This is a genomic window from Mixta gaviniae, from assembly GCF_002953195.1.
Lineage (GTDB): Bacteria > Pseudomonadota > Gammaproteobacteria > Enterobacterales > Enterobacteriaceae > Mixta > Mixta gaviniae.
Map to the genome: position 1 here is coordinate 3,840,510 of NZ_CP026377.1, position 20,575 is coordinate 3,861,084.

General features: G+C 47.4%; 9 protein-coding genes. 4 read left to right on the plus strand and 5 right to left on the minus strand.

Annotation, left to right across the window (positions count from 1 at the left end):
• Positions 1 to 462: 462 nt before the first annotated feature.
• The 5 genes from C2E15_RS17975 to hhe all read right to left on the minus strand — a co-directional run bounded on the left by C2E15_RS17975 (position 463) and on the right by hhe (position 12,877).
• Complete coding sequence (locus tag C2E15_RS17975; protein WP_104958588.1) at positions 463 to 1,455, minus strand: PDDEXK family nuclease; 993 nt, start codon at positions 1,453 to 1,455, stop codon at positions 463 to 465.
• 237 nt (positions 1,456 to 1,692) lie between these two features.
• Complete coding sequence (locus C2E15_RS17980) at positions 1,693 to 2,772, minus strand: PD-(D/E)XK nuclease family protein (RefSeq protein WP_028723596.1); 1,080 nt, start codon at positions 2,770 to 2,772, stop codon at positions 1,693 to 1,695.
• 15 nt (positions 2,773 to 2,787) lie between these two features.
• The gene (locus tag C2E15_RS17985) at positions 2,788 to 4,494 is read right to left on the minus strand and encodes a LeoA/HP0731 family dynamin-like GTPase (protein WP_028723597.1); all 1,707 of its coding nucleotides are present in this window, start codon (positions 4,492 to 4,494) and stop codon (positions 2,788 to 2,790) included.
• A complete protein-coding gene (locus C2E15_RS17990; protein WP_104958589.1) occupies positions 4,494 to 6,692 on the minus strand; it encodes a dynamin family protein in 2,199 nt (732 codons plus the stop codon). The genes C2E15_RS17985 and C2E15_RS17990 overlap by 1 nt, the downstream gene beginning before the upstream one ends.
• A 503-nt stretch (positions 6,693 to 7,195) precedes the next feature.
• The gene (hhe, locus tag C2E15_RS17995; protein ID WP_104958590.1) at positions 7,196 to 12,877 is read right to left on the minus strand and encodes a DUF4011 domain-containing anti-phage protein Hhe; all 5,682 of its coding nucleotides are present in this window, start codon (positions 12,875 to 12,877) and stop codon (positions 7,196 to 7,198) included.
• A 415-nt stretch (positions 12,878 to 13,292) separates the two neighbouring features.
• On the opposite strand from hhe, the gene hsdR reads away from it, so the two are divergent.
• From hsdR to C2E15_RS18015, 4 genes are all read left to right on the plus strand, one after another.
• Positions 13,293 to 15,725, plus strand: coding sequence for an EcoAI/FtnUII family type I restriction enzme subunit R (gene hsdR / locus C2E15_RS18000; RefSeq protein ID WP_104958591.1), 2,433 nt, complete (start codon positions 13,293 to 13,295; stop codon positions 15,723 to 15,725).
• Positions 15,726 to 15,797: 72 nt separating this feature from the next.
• Positions 15,798 to 17,273 (plus strand): N-6 DNA methylase, encoded by a 1,476-nt coding sequence (locus C2E15_RS18005; RefSeq protein ID WP_104958592.1) that lies wholly within the window; start codon positions 15,798 to 15,800, stop codon positions 17,271 to 17,273.
• Positions 17,273 to 19,024: a restriction endonuclease subunit S gene (locus C2E15_RS18010; protein WP_104958593.1), complete on the plus strand. Its 1,752-nt coding sequence runs from the start codon at positions 17,273 to 17,275 to the stop codon at positions 19,022 to 19,024. Before C2E15_RS18005 ends, C2E15_RS18010 begins: the two co-directional genes overlap by 1 nt.
• A 10-nt stretch (positions 19,025 to 19,034) precedes the next feature.
• Positions 19,035 to 20,138, plus strand: a complete 1,104-nt coding sequence (locus tag C2E15_RS18015; RefSeq protein WP_104958594.1) for a PDDEXK family nuclease — start codon at positions 19,035 to 19,037, stop codon at positions 20,136 to 20,138.
• Positions 20,139 to 20,575: the final 437 nt, after the last annotated feature.

Here is a 20,575-nt window from a genome sequence, read left to right on the forward strand (position 1 = left end):
TGCGTCTGCATAAGGCAGTAAGCTGCTGGTAGTGGAAAACTCTGAGGCGAAGCTCACAGACCTACTGCCCGTTGATTAAAACTTTATGATGTCAGTGATTCCTTGCAAATTTCCACTATGCGCTCTCAGAAGGTGTACCCTGTTGCAAGTCCGCTTTGTGCCAAAGTCGGACGTTCGGCTTATTGTTTTTAAGATTTTCTCAGTGTGACTTAATTTATGTTTTCTGAATCGCCACGAGTAATCCAGACGACTGCCGAGTCGTAGCGCAGGTTATCGCCAACTCTACGGCTGGCTTATGGGCGCTTTTTATGCCTAATCGGCTAAAGTCGAGGGCAAGAAGCGTGCGCTGCTATCGGCTTAACACGTTAGTTTTGAAAGCAGGACATGCACACCTCAACCAGCAAGACGGTTAAATAAGCTGGTATTTCTGATGCAAGATCTTGCTCTTTGCCCTCATTAGCCTCATTCAGGACGTTGTGCGGTTATTTTATAACCAAGATTTTCAAACGTTGTAATCAGCCGCTGAATAGAGCCGATACTCCATTGGTTGGTAATCAGCACCGTCTCACCAGAGATGAGCTCAATGGGCGCCTCATGAAAACGCTTTCGTCGTGACAGAGTGACGTCTGATTCCAACTTTATAAGACTGCGATGAACATCCTTTCCAAAGATCGATATAACAGAGTTTATATTCTCCGGTTCATTCTCCGCTATCCAGTCGCTCATAAGCTCAAAAGCCAAGTTACGCTTGTTATATGTCGCGCCTCTAAAAACAAATTTAGAATAATCTTTCTCAGATTTTTCATTTGCCTTCATGGCTTCTATTTCTTTGCGCTTTTGTCGGACAAGAAAATCTTTTGCCTCTGGCAACGGGATTATTTGTTCGAAATTCACCAGCAGTTTGTCGAGATGAAGATATGGACTTAGCCTGAAACAGCTGATATTAAGACCATTATTGTTAAGCCACAGGACTGTGTTTGTGACCTCTTTAGAGAAATCAGCTGATATTAAAACAATCCGCACCTGCGTATTAAAATCAGCAATTTCGCTTTCTTCTCTCTCACAGAAATTGAGGATTTCATTCTCTGCATTTTTTTCGACACCTTCTTTATCGAGATATTTTTGATAGCACTCAGCAGCTTCATGAAACGTCATTTGCGAAACCATAGCAGCATACCTTACTGCCTGAAGCTCCATATGGGCGCCCTGCTCATCACGTTTGAGCTCAATGACGACCAGATTGAAATTTTTATCGATGCAGAGCAAATCGATCCTGCGCTGACTGTCCTCCCAGTTATTAAACTCTTCCTGAATGACCATGCAGTCAGGAACGAAATGGCTTATCTTTCTGGCTAAGGCCGACTGGATATCTCTGCGTTCAAGAATGGATTCGCGCGCAAACGTCGTTTTCGACACTGCCCGAAACTCCTGCTCTTCTAAAGTGAACAACCCCATACATTCTCCATGTAAGACATTTAAAAATTAATGTAATAAGCTCTTTGCCATCTTCAAGGCATCATTTGAAAACGTATCCGGGCAAGGCACGTCACAATCGCTCGTGCCCAATTCAGTTTTGCAATGTCAGTAACATCGCAAAGCAACGTAATCCACGCTGAGCCGGTGCCGCGCTGTTATTCATGCGCCGCCTCTTAAACCCAGCGTAAAATGGGCCGGGTTGCCGTCCCACAGAGCTCAGCGGAGCTCACGCTCAAAGTTATCCAGTAACGTCATCCGCTTTGCCAGATCCGAAAGCAATTCAGATTTAGGGGTTTCCTGCGGGACATGGCAGGAAAAGAAACCCAAAATTCTTCCGTTGGCTTCTTCCTCATACTCTTCCTCACTTCCCTCGATGTTGAGCATCGCGATCGCTCTTTCACGCATCTGCTCATTTTCAAGATCGCAGGCGTAAGTGATCACTTCAAACCACTCATCCACCGTTCCGTTCAGATACAGAACCACATCTGAAGGTGAGAACCAGTGGGAACATTTAAAGCGCAGTACCGGAAAGCCAGACCAGTTAGTCAGACGGGCTTTGATCTCATAGCCCTTGTCGCTGAAATGTTCAGTAAGGTAACGCTGGCATTCTCCGGACAACGTTTTAATGACGGTTTTCTTGAGCTCTTCTATTTCTGCAATGCGATGGAGATTAGTCAGAACAAACGCTTCGGTTTCAGTTGTAACAGCAGGGTGGCTCACAAGTAACTCCAGATGCAGGACATACTCACGCAGTATGACCAGCCATTTGTTTAATGATGAAGCCATATAGGCTTCCCCGATCCGCGAAGACAATGCACCGGTAAGCTGCCGGTAACTGACCCCAACCCAGCCCTCAGGCGCACAACCGTTGGGTGATAACACCACGCAAAGGGGCGTTTTGCCCTGATACGCTTCCTGTTGAAGGCACGTGAGGTAATCATCAAAGGGATTATTCTGCAGATGCCAGACCTTGTTCTCGATGATCATTACCCAGTCTTCACCCTCAAGCAGGATGTCGATCCGGTTCCCTCTTCCAGTGCTGACTTCACGCTGAGGCGGTGCGGACAGTTGGGCGTTGAACGTGTTTGCCAGCCCCATGCAGCTGAACAGCGCCTCTGCCGCCAGTGGCCCCAGCCCGTGACCACCGTCAGGATCGAGAAAGAAGGCCAGCACATCGCTGACAGGATTTTCATAGTGCCCGCGGGCACCTGAGGAAAAAATATTCGCTTCCGTTTTACGTGGCTGGGGAAGGCTTTTCATCTGATTCAGCAACGCTTCCAGCGCTAAAATGTCCATTTTTTCTCCCGAAGCTTAGTCGTTCACGCGCGTGTATTCCGCATCAATCGCTTCCGCATCCGCACGCCAGCGGGCAAAGAGTGACTGTTGCTCCTGAATCGCCTGCATTGCGCGTTCAAGGCTCGCCATTTCATCCTGCATCAGTGCGAAACCGGTAAAATAATCGCGTGCGAATTCACTTCCTCCCAGCACACTGATTAATCCATCGCGTTGCTGGTTAAAGTTCGAAATCATGGAGTCGATCATTTTTTTGAACTCCGCCTCACGCTTTGCCTGGCTGTAGGTATCCCACAATTCCAGCGCCACGCCGGCGAACACCAGCGCCCCGTTCAGGCCTTTAGCAAATTTAATGGCTCCCCAAGGTTTAAACTTCAGCAATTTTCCCAGCTCTAACCCGGCCATTTTACCAACGGACACCACCCCATCACGAGCGGCAATCACGGTTGCACTGTTAATTAAGTTGCTCTTAACGACATAATTCAGACCCTGCTTGCCCATCGCCGCCATATTGCCGTTGTAGTGATTGATTTCAGCGCTGTAGCCCAGATGCATCTTCTGGATGGCATTGTTTACGGACTGCACGCGGCGGGCGAACTCGTTGTCCAGGCGGGTATCAATGATGATGCCTTGCTCACCGATTTCGCTCTCGAAAAACTCCATATAGGTTTCGAGACTTAGGCCCCGGGCGCGAAGTATCAAATCTTTAAAGTAGTCGAGTACAAAGTTATTGAGACTGATGCGCGCTTCCGCGATATCGCGCTGCATGGTCAGCAGCTCTTTGCTGAGCCGGACATGAATGGATGAGAGATCTTCTACTTCCTGTCGGATACGCACATCATTCGCGATGGCTTCCGGCAGCTTCCGGGTCAGGATATCCCTGATAACACTCTTTTTCGTTTCTTCACTCAGCGCCAGTGCTCCCCCGCTTTTTTCTATCTTGTCGCTCGTCGCGTCCTGCAGTTCACTGATATGAGACAGCGCACGGAATTTTTCCGGGTTATCCAGCCAGTATTCGGTCCCCATATCAAAAGGGTTAGCCGCGACGGCGACAATATTTAGCGCATCATGTTCCAGGGAAGTGAGCGCGATCAGGTCGTCCAAACGCGCACGCACGTTCTGGCGCTTCACCTCTACGTTGGCGGCGTAATCGTCCTCATCCTCCACGTCCGCTACTTCATCGAAGCGGCTGAGAACGAACACCGTACGTTCAAGCAGGTTCAGGGTACGGAAGAGCCATTCAAGGTCGGCCTTATGGCTCTCTTTTATCGGATTGGTGGAGTTCATGACATAGAGGATCAAATGCGCCTCACTGATGTACTTTTTGGTCATGTCCTTGTATTTTTCGACAGCCCGGGTGTCTTCGTTGAACTGTTCTTTGAAGCCAAACAACCCGGGCGTGTCAATCAGGACAAAGTCCGATCCCACGTCGTACACTTTGACTTCGTTGGAAGATTCCTGATGGCTGATATTCATGCTCGCTTTATCGAGACGCCCCATCCAGGCGGCAGCTATTGAGGTTTTCCCTTCGGAGAACCCTCCAATCAGCGCGATTTTTAATTTCCCGTTCGCGGCATTCTCTTTGGCCGCTTCAATTTTATTGATGAGCTGCACATCGACCGGGACGCCGACCTTCTCACCCTGCTCAAGAAAGGCGGTGAGTTCATCCAGAATGTGAACATTGCGGGACTGCTGCGCTTTAAAAACATCCAGCGTTTTTTCCATTACTTCGCTCCAGAAAAATCAATTCCAGTGGATAAAAGGCGTAATCCGGCCGCGGCCTGGATCAGGAGCTCATTGATGCCCGAAACCTGTTTCACAGGCTCCTCCAGCATGTCTTTAATCTCAGCGATTTTCTCTTGCAGCTCCGGGAAGGCTTTTTGAATGCCGTCGACAATGGCGTCGTTCATGTGGGCAGCCACGTTGCTGAGATTTTTGTCAGCGGACTGCTTCTGCTGAGACATTTTGTAACTGGAGCTGATCATGCTGCGCAGGGCTTTGTAGGCCGCAAATGCCAGATTCGCCAGCGCCGGGCCGAGGACAAGCCACCCGGCGGGGTTCCAGAAAAGTAGCGCGCCGCCCGCGAGTGTCGCCAGAAGTCCCGTGACGTTGATGCCGTTATCGATATCAATCGTGAGGGGAATATTACTGCTGAATCTGTGCGTCTGGAGGCGTGAAAAGGTATTGAGGATCCCGCGAGCGTGCTGCTGAAACTGCGCAACAATGTCACTGATCTCTGACTGAAAGCGCTCAAGTTCGGCTTTAAGTATCCCTGGAAGAGACTTTTCAAGCGAAGCGTGCTCTAGGCTAATCATGGCCTCCAGCTCACTTTTAAAGCGATCGTTACTGATATCACCGTCAATCACTTTATAGATACGCTCGCGCGCATGATTGCGGAAACGACTAACGCTCTCCTCCGCGCGGTCAATCAGACGCTGGCGCAGTGATTTCAGTGCGTGATCAAGCTGCTTGTGTGCGCTGTTTTTGTCCTCATTAAGCTGCCAGACAAGTTTTGCGTAGGTGTCTGACTGCAGCACGCTCACCTGTGCGGCAATGTCATCCAGCACAACGCGGGTTTTCTGTATGTTCGATCGGGCAATTTTTGACTTGCTGTCGGCGACAAGCTGTTGTGTCAGTACGCGCGCAAGCGCTGAAACGCCCGTTTTTTCGAGCAATTCTTCCGGGGTAAAGGCTTTCAGGAACTTATCGCGACTCTTCGCGTTGGGCCCACCGGGGACCAGGTGTTCGGCCAGACTGAGAAAAGCAGGCATGGCGCTGACAACCAGCGTTTGACGATAGTTTTTACCCAACTGCTCGCGCATTTTGTCGTCCAGATCCTGAATACTGTGCGCTTCATCCTCATTAACGAGGGGTCTTCCAAGCGCCATAGCATTCGTTACACGCTTATTGAACAACGTCCAGACTTCAGTCTGCGCATTGAGATGTGACCTGATTTTCTCCAGTGTGCCGGGATTATCCTCATCACCTTTCTGCGGCGCCGTGGCTTTACTGGTGACATAAAAAACGGCGTGCGCTTTCTCGACCGCGCGCTGTATCTGCTCGCGCACCTTGCTCTCCTTACCTTCAATACCGGGTACGTCCAGCAGGGCAAAGCGCTGACCGCACGACTCAAAAGGATAGAGAGTGGCGTCCAAGGTGAAATCGGACATACCCGTGCCGATGATTTCACCGTCCGCCAGTGCGTTCAGTTCGGCAAACTTTTCATCCATCCGCGCGCGCTGCTTCAGCATCGTCTGCCGTTGTGCATCACAGTCCGCTTTCTGCACGGCAAACGATTGTGTTTCCTGATGAATTTCTGCCTCTAATGCCTGCTGCTTCTGTTTCACCTGACGCCACTGCTTTTGCTCTTGAGATAAGATCCAAAGAGCCAGTAGCCGACGTATTGCTGACCAGCGCGTCTTCTGATCCTCAATCAACGTACTCAGCCGCGACAATTCTTTATCGAGTTCAGCTTCGCGATCTGAGTAGCGGCCTCGCACCTCCGCCAGGGCCTGACTTAGAGAGGCTGCTAATGCTTCGTTTTCTTTTAAAGCCCGATCCGCGTTTTCAAGCGCCTCTGGTGAGAGATCGTGTTGCTGCTGAAACTGGCGAAACGCTGCCTGCCTGGTGAGCTTTGTATTCTCTTGGAGCAGGATGCGCAGTGCCTCAATGACCGTTGATTTTCCCGCATTCGTCTCCCCGTAAAAGGCGATGATAAACGTCTCCCATTCAGCATTAGAACGCAGGCTGTCAATTGCCTCGTTCAGGCGTGTCTGGAAACTCTCAAGTTGAAGGCGGGCATTGCTGTTAGCTTTCTGTAAGGCAGGGTCGTTTACAGGCAGGGTAAGGTTGTCGAGAATTCGTTCTACTTCCTGCGAGATTTTTTTATAGACCTGCGTAGAGGTCTCACTGGCAACAGACATGCAACATCCTTTTGAATTGATCCATTTGGCGTGGCTGTAATAGGCAGCGTGGGCAGTAACCGCTCAGGTAAAACTTCTGACCGCAGCCCTCCGCGTCACCCAGAGCCTAAAGTTGTTGGCTGGTTCAGGCGCGCCGATCATATACACAGCACTCATCGTTGAATCGGCAGAATGAGAAATTCCTTTAATGGAAACGAGGCAAAAAAGTCATTTAATCGGGCAAGAGAAATGATCCAATGCGCCCATAAACGTCACGACGGCCAGACAGTATCTCTTTAACTTTCCTACAAGGCTTTTTGATCCAATGTTGATTAAGCCCTGGATGTGATTTTTTGGTAGGGATTAGTGTGAAAATGTGATCACAAAACTGATCACCGAAACAGTGATAAAAACTACCAAATGGTAAACAACGTAATGATCAAGCATTCTTAAAAAATGTATAACCTTTATAAAAATCAGGTGCAGATAAGTTACAAGAGGCTTCCTTGCCTCACTGTAAGGTTTTACTCTGATCCTTCTCCGTCAATGATAGACAAAACTCTATCTAAATAAGTCTTACTCATCTTGCTTTCGGTCGCTTCACGCAGATATTTAGGTATACGCTCTACAAACTCAGAGCGTGACAGCGGCTGATGCTCAACTAAAGCTTCAATCATAGCAGGGCGTAGCAATTTACTTTCATCTGCAATATAGGGACACTCTATGTCTATCACCTCTCTGGCAAAACGTTCAAGCCGCAATCTAAGCGGCTCAGCACTATCGCTAAAAGCTGTTACATTCGCACTGGCTTCATGTTCTTCAACAACTAATTGTTCGATAGCCTGCTCTTCAGAATATTCATGTTCAGGAACTGTGGTTTTTAATTGATGTAATTCACGAATAATAGGTTCCAAAACCTCTTCAGGATTACTGAACCAATCTGTGGACCATATACGACGAATCCGCCATCCCAGTCCCTCTAACACATCCTGCCGTAAGCGATCCCTGTCACGAGCGGACTTAGCAGAATGGTAAGTCGCACCATCACACTCAATCCCCATCAAATAACGTCCCTGCTTACCGGGATCACGAACCGCAATATCGATAAAGAATCCGGCTACCCCGACCTGAGGTTCACAACGAAAGCCAGCATTTTCCAGCGCTGTAATAACGGCCACTTCAAAATCACTATCCGGCGCTTTTCCGGTAATCTGAGAAAGCCCATCCATGTTGCCCTTTTCAGCAAAGTGCAAAAAGCCGCGTAAGGCCTGAACGCCACGCTTAGATGTTTCTGTCACCTGAACATCTTCCGCTCGCATTGAACTGAAAACATGCATTCTTTTTTTAGAACGAGTGAAAAGAACGTTTAAGCGACGCCAGCCGACATCTGAGTTGATAGGGCCAAAGCGTTGATATACTTTGCCATCAGCCTCACCCGGCCCATAAGTAAACGAAATAAAGATGACATCGCGCTCATCGCCCTGAACGTTTTCGAGGTTCTTAACAAAGAGTGCATCGCTTTTCGTTCTTAACCGATCAATAGCTGCATCAGCTTGAGAGTCTTCACGACACATTTCGTCAATGGCTCGTTCAATTTGTTCACGCTGCTTTGAGTTCATGGCTACGATCCCCAAAGACTCCTCAGGTGAATGAATTGCATGTAAAGCCACAGCCTTGGCAATAACCCGAGCTTCTTCAATATTATGCTGAGTAATAAAACGACCGTTTTTAACGAAGCTGAATTTAACGCCATACTCTGGAGCATGAGCGTTAGGTGAAGGGAAAACAACTAAATCGCTGTTATAAAAATGACGGTTAGAGTAGGCAATCAGGCTCTCGTGCTGAGAACGATAATGCCATCTTAAACGGCGCATTTTGAAAAGCGGCAAAGAGGCATCAAGAATACTGTCAGTCTGACTTACTGCAGCAGTGTCTTCGTCATCATCATCAATGCCTGCACGATCAAAGAAGCTGGTTGGCGGAAGCTGTTTAGGGTCACCAACTACGACAATTTGCTTACCGCGCGCGATAACTCCCAACGCATCCTCAGGCTTAACCTGTGAAGCTTCATCCATCACAACAAGATCAAATTCAATGTCACCCGGTTGAAGGTAATTAGCCGCAGACATTGGCCCCATCATAAAACAGGGCTTCAACTGGAGCAGTGCGCGACCGGCTCGATTAATAAGTTGACGAATCGGAACGTGCCGCGTCTTCTTGCCGGTCTCGTTTCTGATAAGAGCCATTTCCGTGTAGTCTGCTTTTCTTCCCCCTGATGCGCCCTGGGGAACCGGATTGCTTGCAATGACGGCTGCTATACGTTCACGCTGTAATTTCTGAAGCGCCTTGTCATAGTCACGAAATGTTTTTTGCATGGCGCTCCGGCTATTACCCGACACCCGTAGAAGATGCGGACGTTCAGAAGCAACTTCGCGCGCCAGCTGATCGAAAATAGCCACCTGCAAGCCGGTATCGATTTGTTCAATTGCAAGTGTATGGCTCATGATCGCATCACGGATACGCTGTAGCCCGTTACTTTCAATAGCTTTAGATACGCGGGTAAAATTAAGCCAACCATTTAACCATCGAGGTTTAGATATTGCTTCTTTATTACGCTCTATTAATGCGGAGAGACGATCCTGGCATCGCTGTTGCCATTGCACAATATCAAGCTGAGTCTCCTGTGCAAAATTCATTTGCCGGTCTGTTTGAATTTGCCACTTATGCTCAAGGGCGTGAAAATGCTGTTGCAGGCTTCGGTACTCATCGCCGCCGGATAAATTTTTGATAGCATCAGCCAAATCAGAGTTGTGGGTTTTTTCACGCATTTTTTCTGTAAAAGTAATGGTTTCACTCATCACATTTAGAAGACGCGTATTATCTTTACTTGCTCCGAAAGCCATTTCATTTGCTATCGCAAAAATATCGCCAGGCAACATATCTTCACCTAAAATACGCTGCTTTTCTTGTATTTGATGCAAGATGACGATCTTTTCATTTACTGTCTCCAAAGTAAGTTGCTCAGCTGTAAACCATTGCTGTATTGGAAACAGTGCATCCTTAAGGTTGGCTATAAGTGGTGAAAAAATATTTGTGTTACCGGCCAGTGTTTGAACGTTTTCAGGGAACAAAACGTTTGATGGGATAGTTTCTTCAAACTCTTTCAGTTTGGTCAGATGCTGCGAGATTTGAGTATCCACACCCTGATGTTTTAACTGCTGGATACCTTTGAAAATCTGACTATCCAAAGTGAGTAAAGCGCTGCCTATGGCAACGTTAGCGCCGAAGCCGATACCCCAGACACTACGCACTTTGCTATACCAGTCTCGAAGCTGCCGCATCTGGTTCGGCTCGGTTTCTAATCCTTGATAAAGCTCACCGAAAATTTGGCTAAAATTACGTGCCTCAAACTCAGTTAGTTCTTGAGCATACTGACGAAGCTTGGGCAGTTCATCATAAAGCGTCTTCCATTTTGTATTAGGTTCGCTGGATAAGCCGACTAGCGTATTTTTGGCTTGTCGCCATGAGCCGCTTAACCAGCTAAATAAGCCAGAGTCTTTCAAGCTGCTTTCAATAGTCTTCAGCTGTTCATCATCAGTTACTTTATTCAGTACAAAGCGTGACTTTAACTGGTCGCGCAGGGTATGTAACGATGCCAACCGCTGGCTTAACTCTTCGATCAGCAGCTCGATACCATCATCATCGAACCTTTCATGTCTGTATTTAACTAAATCGCCAGGTAGCTCAAAAGCAACATAAATAAATGTCGCTATTTGACTAAAACCTTGCTGAGTAACAGGAAATCTTTCGGAAACAGAAGATGGTAAAGATTCAAGTAGTGCGGAAAGATGCTCACGATCTGCTTCAAAAGAAACATACATTTGCTCTAAACTACGAATCAGACGTACGACATCAGCAAGCGTGGTCACGCTATCCAGACCAAATGTTTTAGCGATATTCGGGAAGTCAGGCGCAAAAGTCCCTTCCTCAAGGAGACGCAATTTTTCAGGCATCAGGTAGTCAGCCATATGACGATAATCAGCCTGAACGACATTGAAATCCATCAGCCAATTTTTTAAATGTTCAACCTTATTGTCATCAAGCCTGGAGTAAGCCTGAAAATCAGCTTCAGCGGGCAGATCCGGAAGTCGACCGGACAACTCAACTAACTGAGTCTGCCAGCTCATTTCGTCATGATTGGCAGTAACAATCGAATACTGATTTAGAAAATCTGAGAGTGCCTGCTGCCATGAGATTAGCGCTACATTCCATTCATTCAGAACTGAAACAATTCTATCACTGTCGAAAAGCTGGATATCGACGTTATTGATGCCATACCAGGGATGCTCCAATAGTTCAGCCTGCTCACCGACCTGTTGACGAAATTCCACAACGACATCTTTAAACTCTTTGATTTGGTCACGTAGTCTTAACTGCGCCACGCGATTCAATTTCTGCCCGGAAAGGTTTTCTATATGCAGTTGAGTTGGATCGATACCCAGTTCGCGTCGATAGCGTGTCGCCCCGGTCAAAATCTGGTGAACAGTAAGCTCGGTATGCCTCCAGATCTCATTAATTTCCTGAGCGTAACTGTTTAACTGACTCTTTAAATCTTCATAGCGTGAAATCTCTGCGTCAATTTGCGCAGGCGTTTTTTGCAATGACGGATTATGCAGCCTTTTCTGAATATCCTCTAAAACCTTACGCTTATGCGATTTATGACTGTGAAGTTCCAGACAAAAATCACCTAATCCCGCCTTATCAAGTCTGTGTTTTACCACCTCTAGCGCAGCGAGCTTTTCCGCAACAAAGAGAACCTTTTTCCCATTTAGCATCGCAGCGGCAATAAGGTTCGTTATTGTTTGTGATTTCCCCGTCCCTGGTGGGCCTTCGATTACCAAATTTTCGCCGTTTACAGCATCAATCAGAGCGCTATGCTGCGAACTATCAGCATCATAAATAAGCGGAAATTTTTCATGAATGTTATCGAGAGTATCGATCGAATACTCCCTGGACAAGCTCCCTGTATTCGAATTATTTCCCGCCTGAGATGTAAAGAGGCGTTTGATCACTTCATGATTCAGTAAGTTTTTACTGCCTTGAGGCCAACGCTCTGGATCAAGATCCAGATACATCAGCATCTTGCTGAAGTTTAATAAGCTCAATGCTCCGTAGCGACGCACTTTCCAGCGCGGCTTATTCTTTTCGATGATTGCCTGTATTTGCTTGAAGTAAGTTTCAGGCAACATCTCGTCATCAAGGCTGGGCAAGGCAATACCAAAATCGCCCTGTAATTTTTCATGCAGCGACAAATTAGGGATAATATCTTCCCCGGTATAACGTAAGTGGTAACGATAGAGGCCGGCCTGTGGATCGAGCTTACCTTTCTCAAGCGTTACCGGAACAGTAAAGAGTGGAGCAAGTCGAGCCTTATCTGAATCTTCACTTTCATACCATTCCAGAAAGCCAAGGGACAAATAGAGAATACCGGCCCCCGTCTCTTCAATTGCAACCTGCGCCTTACCATGGATAGAGCGCAACACGGCTTCCAGCTCGGCTGGATAGTAAAGTGTCTGAATTTGGTCATCAGTCAGAGATGCATGAACTGATGGTTTACGCAACGGCTTGCCCGCTTTCGTATCGCGCTCAAACTCACCGATATCTTTGTAACCAAGCCGGGTAAGAAGAGAATCCAGATGCTCGCCTGGAAGGTTGGAGTTAGCCTCAGTACTTCTGATGCCTGCTAAAGAGCCCCCGTTTTCTTGCAGATGCTCAAGGATGACATCTCTTGCTTTGATTACCAGCTCATAATCTTCTGATGAGATATTGTTTTGAGCGCTGCTCAGCAACTCATAGCTGGTATTGATACCCAGTTTTCCAGCCCAGGTTTTCGCATCGGGCAAGGGTTTCGTGGCTTTTTCTTCTGCTGAAGAGGCATTTTTTTCCAGATAACCAAATTGCTGTAACTGTGCTTTGGTCGGATCCGGAACAGGAGCGAACTGCATGACCTGTTCTGACCTGAGGGTTTGAAATAGCTGATCTGGCAGCTCATTGATGATACGTAAGGAAGAGTGCTTTTGGTTAACCGGAAAATTTAATAGCCGGTTTCGTGAAGTCAAATCCAGCAATTTACGCCGCATATCCTCAAGTGATTTAAGGATATACCCTTGAGATTCGTCATCGATTGAAGAAGAGTGTTCCGCCATTTCAAACCTTGTAGATCATTAGCAAAAGATTAAAAATTCACCAACCTGCCTGTTTTCAATGTCTTTCAGGAATAAAAGCCGTGCCGCTTAAAGTCATTCTGGCTGTCATGACAAGCTTTGTTTTTATTGCTAAAGCTGGTGAATTCAGAGACAGACCTTACCGGACAAGGGGCTTTTTTAACCTGAATAATCCAACCGGTAAGCATCGCGATAGCAAAATCATACCCTGAGCATTGATGAACACAAGAGGATAATCAATAAGGGAGGTTTAACAAAAGGCACAAAACTGCATATTTGACTTAGTAAGGTCAAAGATCTCACCGAGCTGATTTTGTTGGCTAAAGGCATTAACCAAGCACTTTATTTGTGCAAAAATAGGTCCATATTCCTTCACTTTTATCTGACCGGAAATGCTATGGCTGGCGTGAACAAAGCTCAACTGACTGAAACCGACATCGTAACTAAATTTATTCTGCCTGCGGTCAAGAAGGCCGGATGGGATGACATGACGCAGATTCGCCAGGAGGTGAAGTTACGTGATGGCAAGGTAGTTGTGCGGGGTAAGCTGGCATCCCGTCAGAAAGTCAAATCAGCAGATATAGTGCTCTACCATAAGCCTGGCTTACCGCTGGCAGTCATCGAAGCGAAAGCAAACAAGCATGAAATCGGCAAAGGGATGCAGCAGGGACTGGGTTATGCCGCTTTGTTAGAGGTTCCTTTCGTCTTTGCCTCCAATGGTGATGGCTTCGTATTTCACGACAAAACGAACCACGATCAGTTGGAACGAGAGATTACACTTGAAGAATTCCCAACGCCTGCTGAGTTATGGGAGAAGCTCTGTCTCTGGAAAGGCTATACCGCCGCACAGCTGCCTGTAATTACGCAGGACTACTATGAAGACGGCTCCGGTAAATCGCCGCGTTATTATCAGCTTCAGGCAATCAATAAAACGCTTGAGGCTATCTCAGCAGGCCAGAACCGCATCTTATTAGTGATGGCAACCGGTACCGGCAAAACCTACACCGCCTTCCAGATTATCTGGCGGTTATGGAAAGGCAGGCACAAGAAACGCATCCTGTTCTTGGCAGATCGCAACATTCTTGTTGATCAAACCCGCACCAACGATTTCCAGCCTTTTGGGCAGGCAATGACCAAAATCACTGGCCGCACTGTCGATCCCGCTTACGAAATCCATCTGGCGCTGTATCAGGCGATGACAGGAACCGAAGAGCATGAAAAAGCGTATAAGCAGGTTGCGCGTGACTTCTTCGATCTGATCATCATTGACGAATGCCATCGCGGCAGCGCCGCTGAAGACAGTGCCTGGCGCGAGATTCTGGAATATTTTAGTAGTGCGACTCAGGTCGGTTTAACGGCGACGCCGAAAGAGACTCATGAGGTCTCAAATACGGACTATTTCGGTGAGCCGGTCTATACCTATTCGCTTAAACAGGGCATTGAGGATGGATTCCTGGCACCTTATAAAGTGGTACGCGTTGATATCAATGTTGACCTGCAAGGATGGCGTCCAGCGAAAGGCGAAGTCGATAAAAATGGTGAGCTGATTGAAGATCGCATCTACAACCAAAAAGATTTTGATCGCAATTTAGTCATTGATGAACGCACTCAGCTGGTGGCGGAAACCATTACGGATTACCTCAAACGCACCAACCCCATGGATAAAACCATCGTCTTCTGCAATGACATACCTCATGCAGAGCGGATGCGGCGCGCCCTGGTGAATCTCAACGCAGCGCAAATTAAAGAAAATGATAAATACATTATGCGTATTACAGGCGATGAGACCGAGGGGAAAAACCAGCTGGATAACTTCATCAATCCGAAGAAGCCCTACCCGGTTATCACCGTAACATCAGAACTGATGACAACGGGTGTCGATGCCAAAACCTGTAAGCTGGTTGTGCTTGAACAAAATATACAGTCGATGACCAAATTTAAGCAAATCATTGGACGCGGTACGCGTATTGATGAACGTTACAACAAGCTATGGTTCACCATTCTGGATTTCCGAAAAACCACCGAACTGTTTGCAGATGAACGCTTTGATGGCTTGCCGGTGAAAGTCATAACGACGACAAAAGATGAGGTCGCCGATCCAGAGTCAGATTTTGATGAACAGCTGGAAGATGAAGTATCAGATGGAGCGGGTCAAACAGGCCATGCAGAAGAACCATCGCCAGACTATCCCTCTGGCCTCTCAACAGACCCCGAACCTGATGGCGCACTGCCCGAAACAGACGAAGAACGACGCAGGAAGTTTTACGTTAAAGGCGTTGCTGTTAACGTGTTATCTAAACGCGTTCAGTATTACGACGCTGACGGTAAGCTGGTTACCGAATCTTTTCAGGATTACACCCGTCGTACGCTAATGAAAGAGTACGCATCTTTAAATGATTTTGTTCAGCGTTGGCAGAGTGCTGAACGTAAACAGGCCATTATCGAAGAGCTGGAACAGCAGGGTATTATCTGGGATGTACTGACGGAAGAGGTCGGCAAAGAGCTGGATCCGTTCGATATGCTCTGTCATGTCGTGTACGGTCAGCCGCCGCTCACCCGCCGTGAACGCGCCGATAATGTGCGTAAGCGTAACTACTTTACCAAATACTCTGAGTCGGCTCAGGCCGTGTTGAGCAACCTGCTCGATAAATACGCCGATGCGGGCGTAAAGGAAATCGAAGATATTCAGGTACTGAAGCTTCGACCTTTTGATACCATGGGCCGCCCTTTGGAGATCATCAAAAAGAACTTTGGTGACAAGGAAAGCTACATGAGTGCCGTGAGTGAACTGGAAAACGAAATCTACGAACTCCCTCCTCGCTCGGCCTGATTCCCTATCAATGTCTGTCACCGTAGCGACCGCTCGGTGGCAGACTTTTTTATTACGGAAATTGCAACAAACATGTCTATCAGTTCAGTTATCAAATCCTTACAGGACATTATGCGTAAAGACGCCGGTGTGGACGGCGATGCGCAACGTCTGGGTCAGCTTTCATGGCTACTGTTTTTAAAAATTTTCGACACTCAGGAAGAAGAGCTGGAAGCCATAATGGATGCTGAAGAGTATCGCCTCCCGGTTCCCGCACGTTATCTGTGGCGCAACTGGGCAGCAGATGCTGAAGGCATAACGGGCGACAAGCTGCTTGAGTTCGTTAATGACGATCTCTTCCCTGCCCTGAAAAGCCTGCCTGCCCCTCGCGATAAAAATCCACGTGGCTTTGTGGTGCGGGAAGCTTTCAGCGACGCCTATAACTATATGAAAAACGGTACGCTGCTGCGTCAGGTCATCAATAAGCTGAACGAAATCGACTTCGGTGACAGCAACGAACGCCATCTGTTTGGCGACATCTACGAACAGATTCTGCGCGACCTGCAAAGCGCTGGCAACGCGGGCGAATTTTATACGCCACGCGCCGTTACCCGCTTTATGGTTAACCGTATTGATCCCAAACTGGGCGAGCGCGTTATTGATCCCGCCTGCGGTACTGGCGGATTTCTGGCTTGCACGGTTGACCATATTAAAGCCAACTACGTTCACAGCACCGACGATCACCAAACGCTGCAGAAGCAGATTCACGGCGTAGAGAAAAAGCAGCTCCCGCACCTGCTTTGTACTACCAATATGCTACTGCACGGTATTGAAGTTCCGGTACAGATTCGCCATGACAATACGTTAAGCAAGCCGCTCTCTTCATGGGATGAGCAGTTCGATGTGATTGTTACCAACCCGCCATTTGGCGGCACCGAAGAAGATGGCATCGAGAAAAACTTTCCCTCTGAAACGCAAACGCGTGAAACTGCAGACCTTTTCCTGCAGTTGATTGTGGAAGTGCTGGCGGATAAAGGACGCGCCGCTGTCGTTCTTCCAGATGGCACGCTATTTGGTGAAGGTGTTAAAACCAAAATCAAAAAGCTGCTGACAGAAGAGTGCAACCTGCACACCATCGTACGTCTGCCGAATGGCGTGTTTAATCCCTATACCGGCATCAAAACTAACCTGCTGTTTTTCACCAAAGGCCAGCCGACACAGGATATCTGGTTCTATGAACATCCCTATCCTGAAGGCGTGAAAAACTACAGCAAAACCCGCCCCATGAAAGTTGAAGAGTTTCAGCCGGAGATCGATTGGTGGGGCAATGAAGCCGACGGCTTTGCCAGCCGTGTTGAAAACGAACACGCCTGGAAAGTCAGCATTGATGAAGTCATTGCACGTAACTTCAACCTTGATATCAAGAATCCGCATCAGGCAGAAGCGATCAGCCATGATCCCGATGAGCTGCTGGTGCAGTATCAACAGCAGCAAGCGGAGATTAGCCAGCTGCGTCACCAGCTACGCGATATCCTCGGTGCCGCGCTTGCGGGCAAGGAGGCCAACTGATGTCTGCTGAGCAACTAATCACCCAACATATCAATACCTGGACATCTGCCTTACAGACACGTTCAACGGCTGGACGCGGCAACAACGGCAAGATTGATCTTTATGGCATTAAAAAGCTGCGCGAACTGATTCTGGAACTGGCGGTGCGCGGCAAGCTGGTGCCACAGGACCCAAATGATGAACCTGCGTCTGAGTTGCTAAAACGCATTGCCGCTGAAAAAGCCGAGCTGGTGAAGCAGGGAAAAATTAAAAAGCAGAAGCCTTTGGCAAAAATTAATGAGGATGAAACGCCGTTTGAATTGCCGGAGAGCTGGGAATGGACATCGTTAGGTTTTCTGACAAATTATGGTCAATGCGATAAAGCAGAGCCTGAAGATGCTAAAAGCAACACATGGATTGTTGAACTCGAAGATATTGAAAAAGAAACATCCAGGCTTTTAAATAGAGTTACTTTTGCCGAACGCCCATTCAAAAGCTCAAAAAATAGATTTTCATGTGGGGACGTACTATATGGAAAGTTACGCCCATATTTAAATAAAGTACTTATTGCTGATGATGATGGCGTTTGCACCACTGAGATAATTCCCGTCAGACCATTCAATGGAATCACTTCAGAATATCTGAGCATATTACTAAAGTCCCCTAGCTTTATTAGATACGCTAACGAATCAACACATGGCATGAATATGCCAAGGTTAGGTACTGATAAAGCAATAAATGCGTTAACACCTCTAGCTCCTGTCAATGAGCAAATAAATATCGTTCAAAAAGTAAAAGACCTCATGTCCCTTTGCGACCAACTGGAGCAGCAATCTCTGACCAGTCTGGAAGCACATTCCCAGCTGGTTGAAACGTTGCTGGCAACACTTACCAATAGCCAAAATGCCGAAGAGTTAGCCGAAAACTGGGCGCGAATCAGCCAGCATTTCGACACGCTGTTTACCACCGAAGCTAGCATTGATGCGCTTAAACAAACCATTCTGCAACTGGCGGTGATGGGTAGATTGGTGCCGCAAGACCCCAACGACGAACCCGCATCCGAATTGCTAAAGCGTATTGAGCAGGAAAAAGCGCAACTGGTGAAAGAAGGTAAAATTAAAAAACAGAAACCTTTGCCGCCAGTGAGTGATGAGGAAAAGCCTTTTGGGTTGCCGGAGGGGTGGGAGTTTATTAGGCTGGGTGACCTAACCAGCAAGATGGGCTCGGGTAGTACTCCTCGAGGAGGGCAAAGTGCATATGTAACTGAAGGCATTCCATTTCTTCGCTCTCAAAACGTGTGGAATGAGGGCCTCCGTTTAGACGATATAGTGTATATTGATAAAAATATACATTCTAAAATGGATGGAACGAAAGTTTTTCCTGGTGATATTCTTCTAAATATCACCGGGGCTTCATTAGGCCGCACTTTAATATTTCCTGATCACATCATAGAGGCAAACGTTAGCCAGCATGTCACAATCATTCGATTGTTATTGGGCGAGCTTGCACCATTTGTTCACTTAGCCATTAAATCTCCCCTTATTCAAAACCTGATATGGAGAAGACAAGTCGGCATGGCAATTGAAGGACTTAGTAAAAAAACATTGGAATTATTTGAATTCCCAGTACCACCGTTATTAGAGCAACATCGAATTGTTACTAAAATTGATGAACTATTCATTATCTGCGAAAAACTTAAATCCCACCTGCGATCTGCCCAGCAAACCCAGCTACATTTGGCGAATGCACTCACAGACGCAGCGCTAAGCTAAGGAACAGACGATGCCGGTTCATCATGCTATCTGGCGGGTGGGGGATAACCCACAGCCGCTGACCATCAGCAAGCTGGCCAGTGAAAGTTTGCTGGAAAGAATGATCTTAAACGACCCAACCATTCTTTCAGACCAGTGGATGATTATCGGTCATCAGGAAAATACGCTCGATAAGGGGCGTATTGATCTGCTGGCGATAGCGCCTGATGCCTCGCTAATCCTGATAGAGCTGAAACGCGACCGCACACCGCGCGAGGTAGTCGCTCAGGCGCTGGATTACGCTTCATGGGTAGATGATTTAACCGCAGACCGCCTGTCACAAATTTATGAAAAATTCTCTGGCGGCAGTAATCTGGGTGACGCCTTTAAGCAACGTTTCAATACTGAGTTAGAAGAAGAGTCTATTAACCAGTCGCATCAAATCATTATCGTAGCGGCGGAACTGGATCCGTCCACCGAACGCATTGTCGACTATTTAAGTAAAAATGGTATCTCTATTAACGTGCTGTTCTTCAAAGTCTTTCAGCACGGAGATGAACAGTTTTTAAGTCGCGCCTGGCTTCTCGATCCCAGCGAGACGCAAACTAATGCTGCTCAGGCCACCGCAAGTACGAGTGCTCAATCAAAAGAACCCTGGAATGGAGAGTTCTATGTCTCGTTCGGTGACTCAAATAGTCGTAACTGGGAAGAGGCGCGACATTACGGGTTTATCAGTGCCGGTGGCGGAAGCTGGTACAGCCAGACCTTAAAACAGCTTCAGCCCAGTCAACGCGTCTGGGTTAACATCCCAAAAACAGGTTATGTAGGCGTCGGTATTGTGCAAAGTGCCGTTGAGCCAGCCAGCAGCTTTACAGTTAATACTGAGGCTGGTGAAAAACTCGCGATGGACGTGCTTAAGCATGGAGACCTTTATCGTGATAACTCAGGTGATCCCGATAAATCTGAGTATTTCGTCTCAGTAAAATGGCTTGAAACCCGTAGTGAACAGGATGCAGTAAATGAACTCGGATTCTTCGGTAATCAAAATACCGTTTGTAAACCGACAACGCCAAAGTGGCGACACACTGTTGAAAGATTGAAAAATCACTTCATAAACTGGGATACTAACGAGTAGAATTTTCCGGCATTCAGGCGAATGGATTTTAATAAGGATCTTAACAATGCGTAAAATCCTCCACTCCGAATACCCGTTCCGGCGGTCACACGAAGGTGTGGCTGCCCCGACGGTATATTCGGGGATTACCCATGCATACAAGAAATCGAGCGTTTCGTCGCCATCATATGAAAAGGCTCAAAACTAAACGCGGCCGCTATAATAATGCGGCTTACAGCTGGCCTGAAGGCGCGACTATCGTCAATATCGGTAAGGCTTATCATACGCCATGCCTCTGTTCATGCTGGATGTGTGGACATCAGCGTTTTCATCACGGCATGAACATGCAGGAAATGAGAGCAAGAGCCAGGTATCAGGATTAAGCAGCTTAGCCCACCTCAATGGTGGGCTACCTTCCAGCAAACACCCTCTGATAAACCAACTTGTAAGCTCACCTA

Excerpts from the sequence above, each read along its gene's own strand:
- C2E15_RS17985 (WP_028723597.1), bottom strand. The coding sequence starts at position 4,494 with ATGGAAAAAACGCTGGATGTTTTTAAAGCGCAGCAGTCCCGCAATGTT.
- hhe (WP_104958590.1), bottom strand. The coding sequence starts at position 12,877 with ATGGCGGAACACTCTTCTTCAATCGATGACGAATCTCAAGGGTATATC.
- C2E15_RS18010 (WP_104958593.1), top strand. The coding sequence starts at position 17,273 with ATGTCTGCTGAGCAACTAATCACCCAACATATCAATACCTGGACATCT.
- C2E15_RS17990 (WP_104958589.1), bottom strand. The coding sequence starts at position 6,692 with ATGTCTGTTGCCAGTGAGACCTCTACGCAGGTCTATAAAAAAATCTCG.
- C2E15_RS17975 (WP_104958588.1), bottom strand. The coding sequence starts at position 1,455 with ATGGGGTTGTTCACTTTAGAAGAGCAGGAGTTTCGGGCAGTGTCGAAA.
- C2E15_RS17980 (WP_028723596.1), bottom strand. The coding sequence starts at position 2,772 with ATGGACATTTTAGCGCTGGAAGCGTTGCTGAATCAGATGAAAAGCCTT.
- C2E15_RS18015 (WP_104958594.1), top strand. The coding sequence starts at position 19,035 with ATGCCGGTTCATCATGCTATCTGGCGGGTGGGGGATAACCCACAGCCG.
- C2E15_RS18005 (WP_104958592.1), top strand. The coding sequence starts at position 15,798 with ATGTCTATCAGTTCAGTTATCAAATCCTTACAGGACATTATGCGTAAA.
- hsdR (WP_104958591.1), top strand. The coding sequence starts at position 13,293 with ATGGCTGGCGTGAACAAAGCTCAACTGACTGAAACCGACATCGTAACT.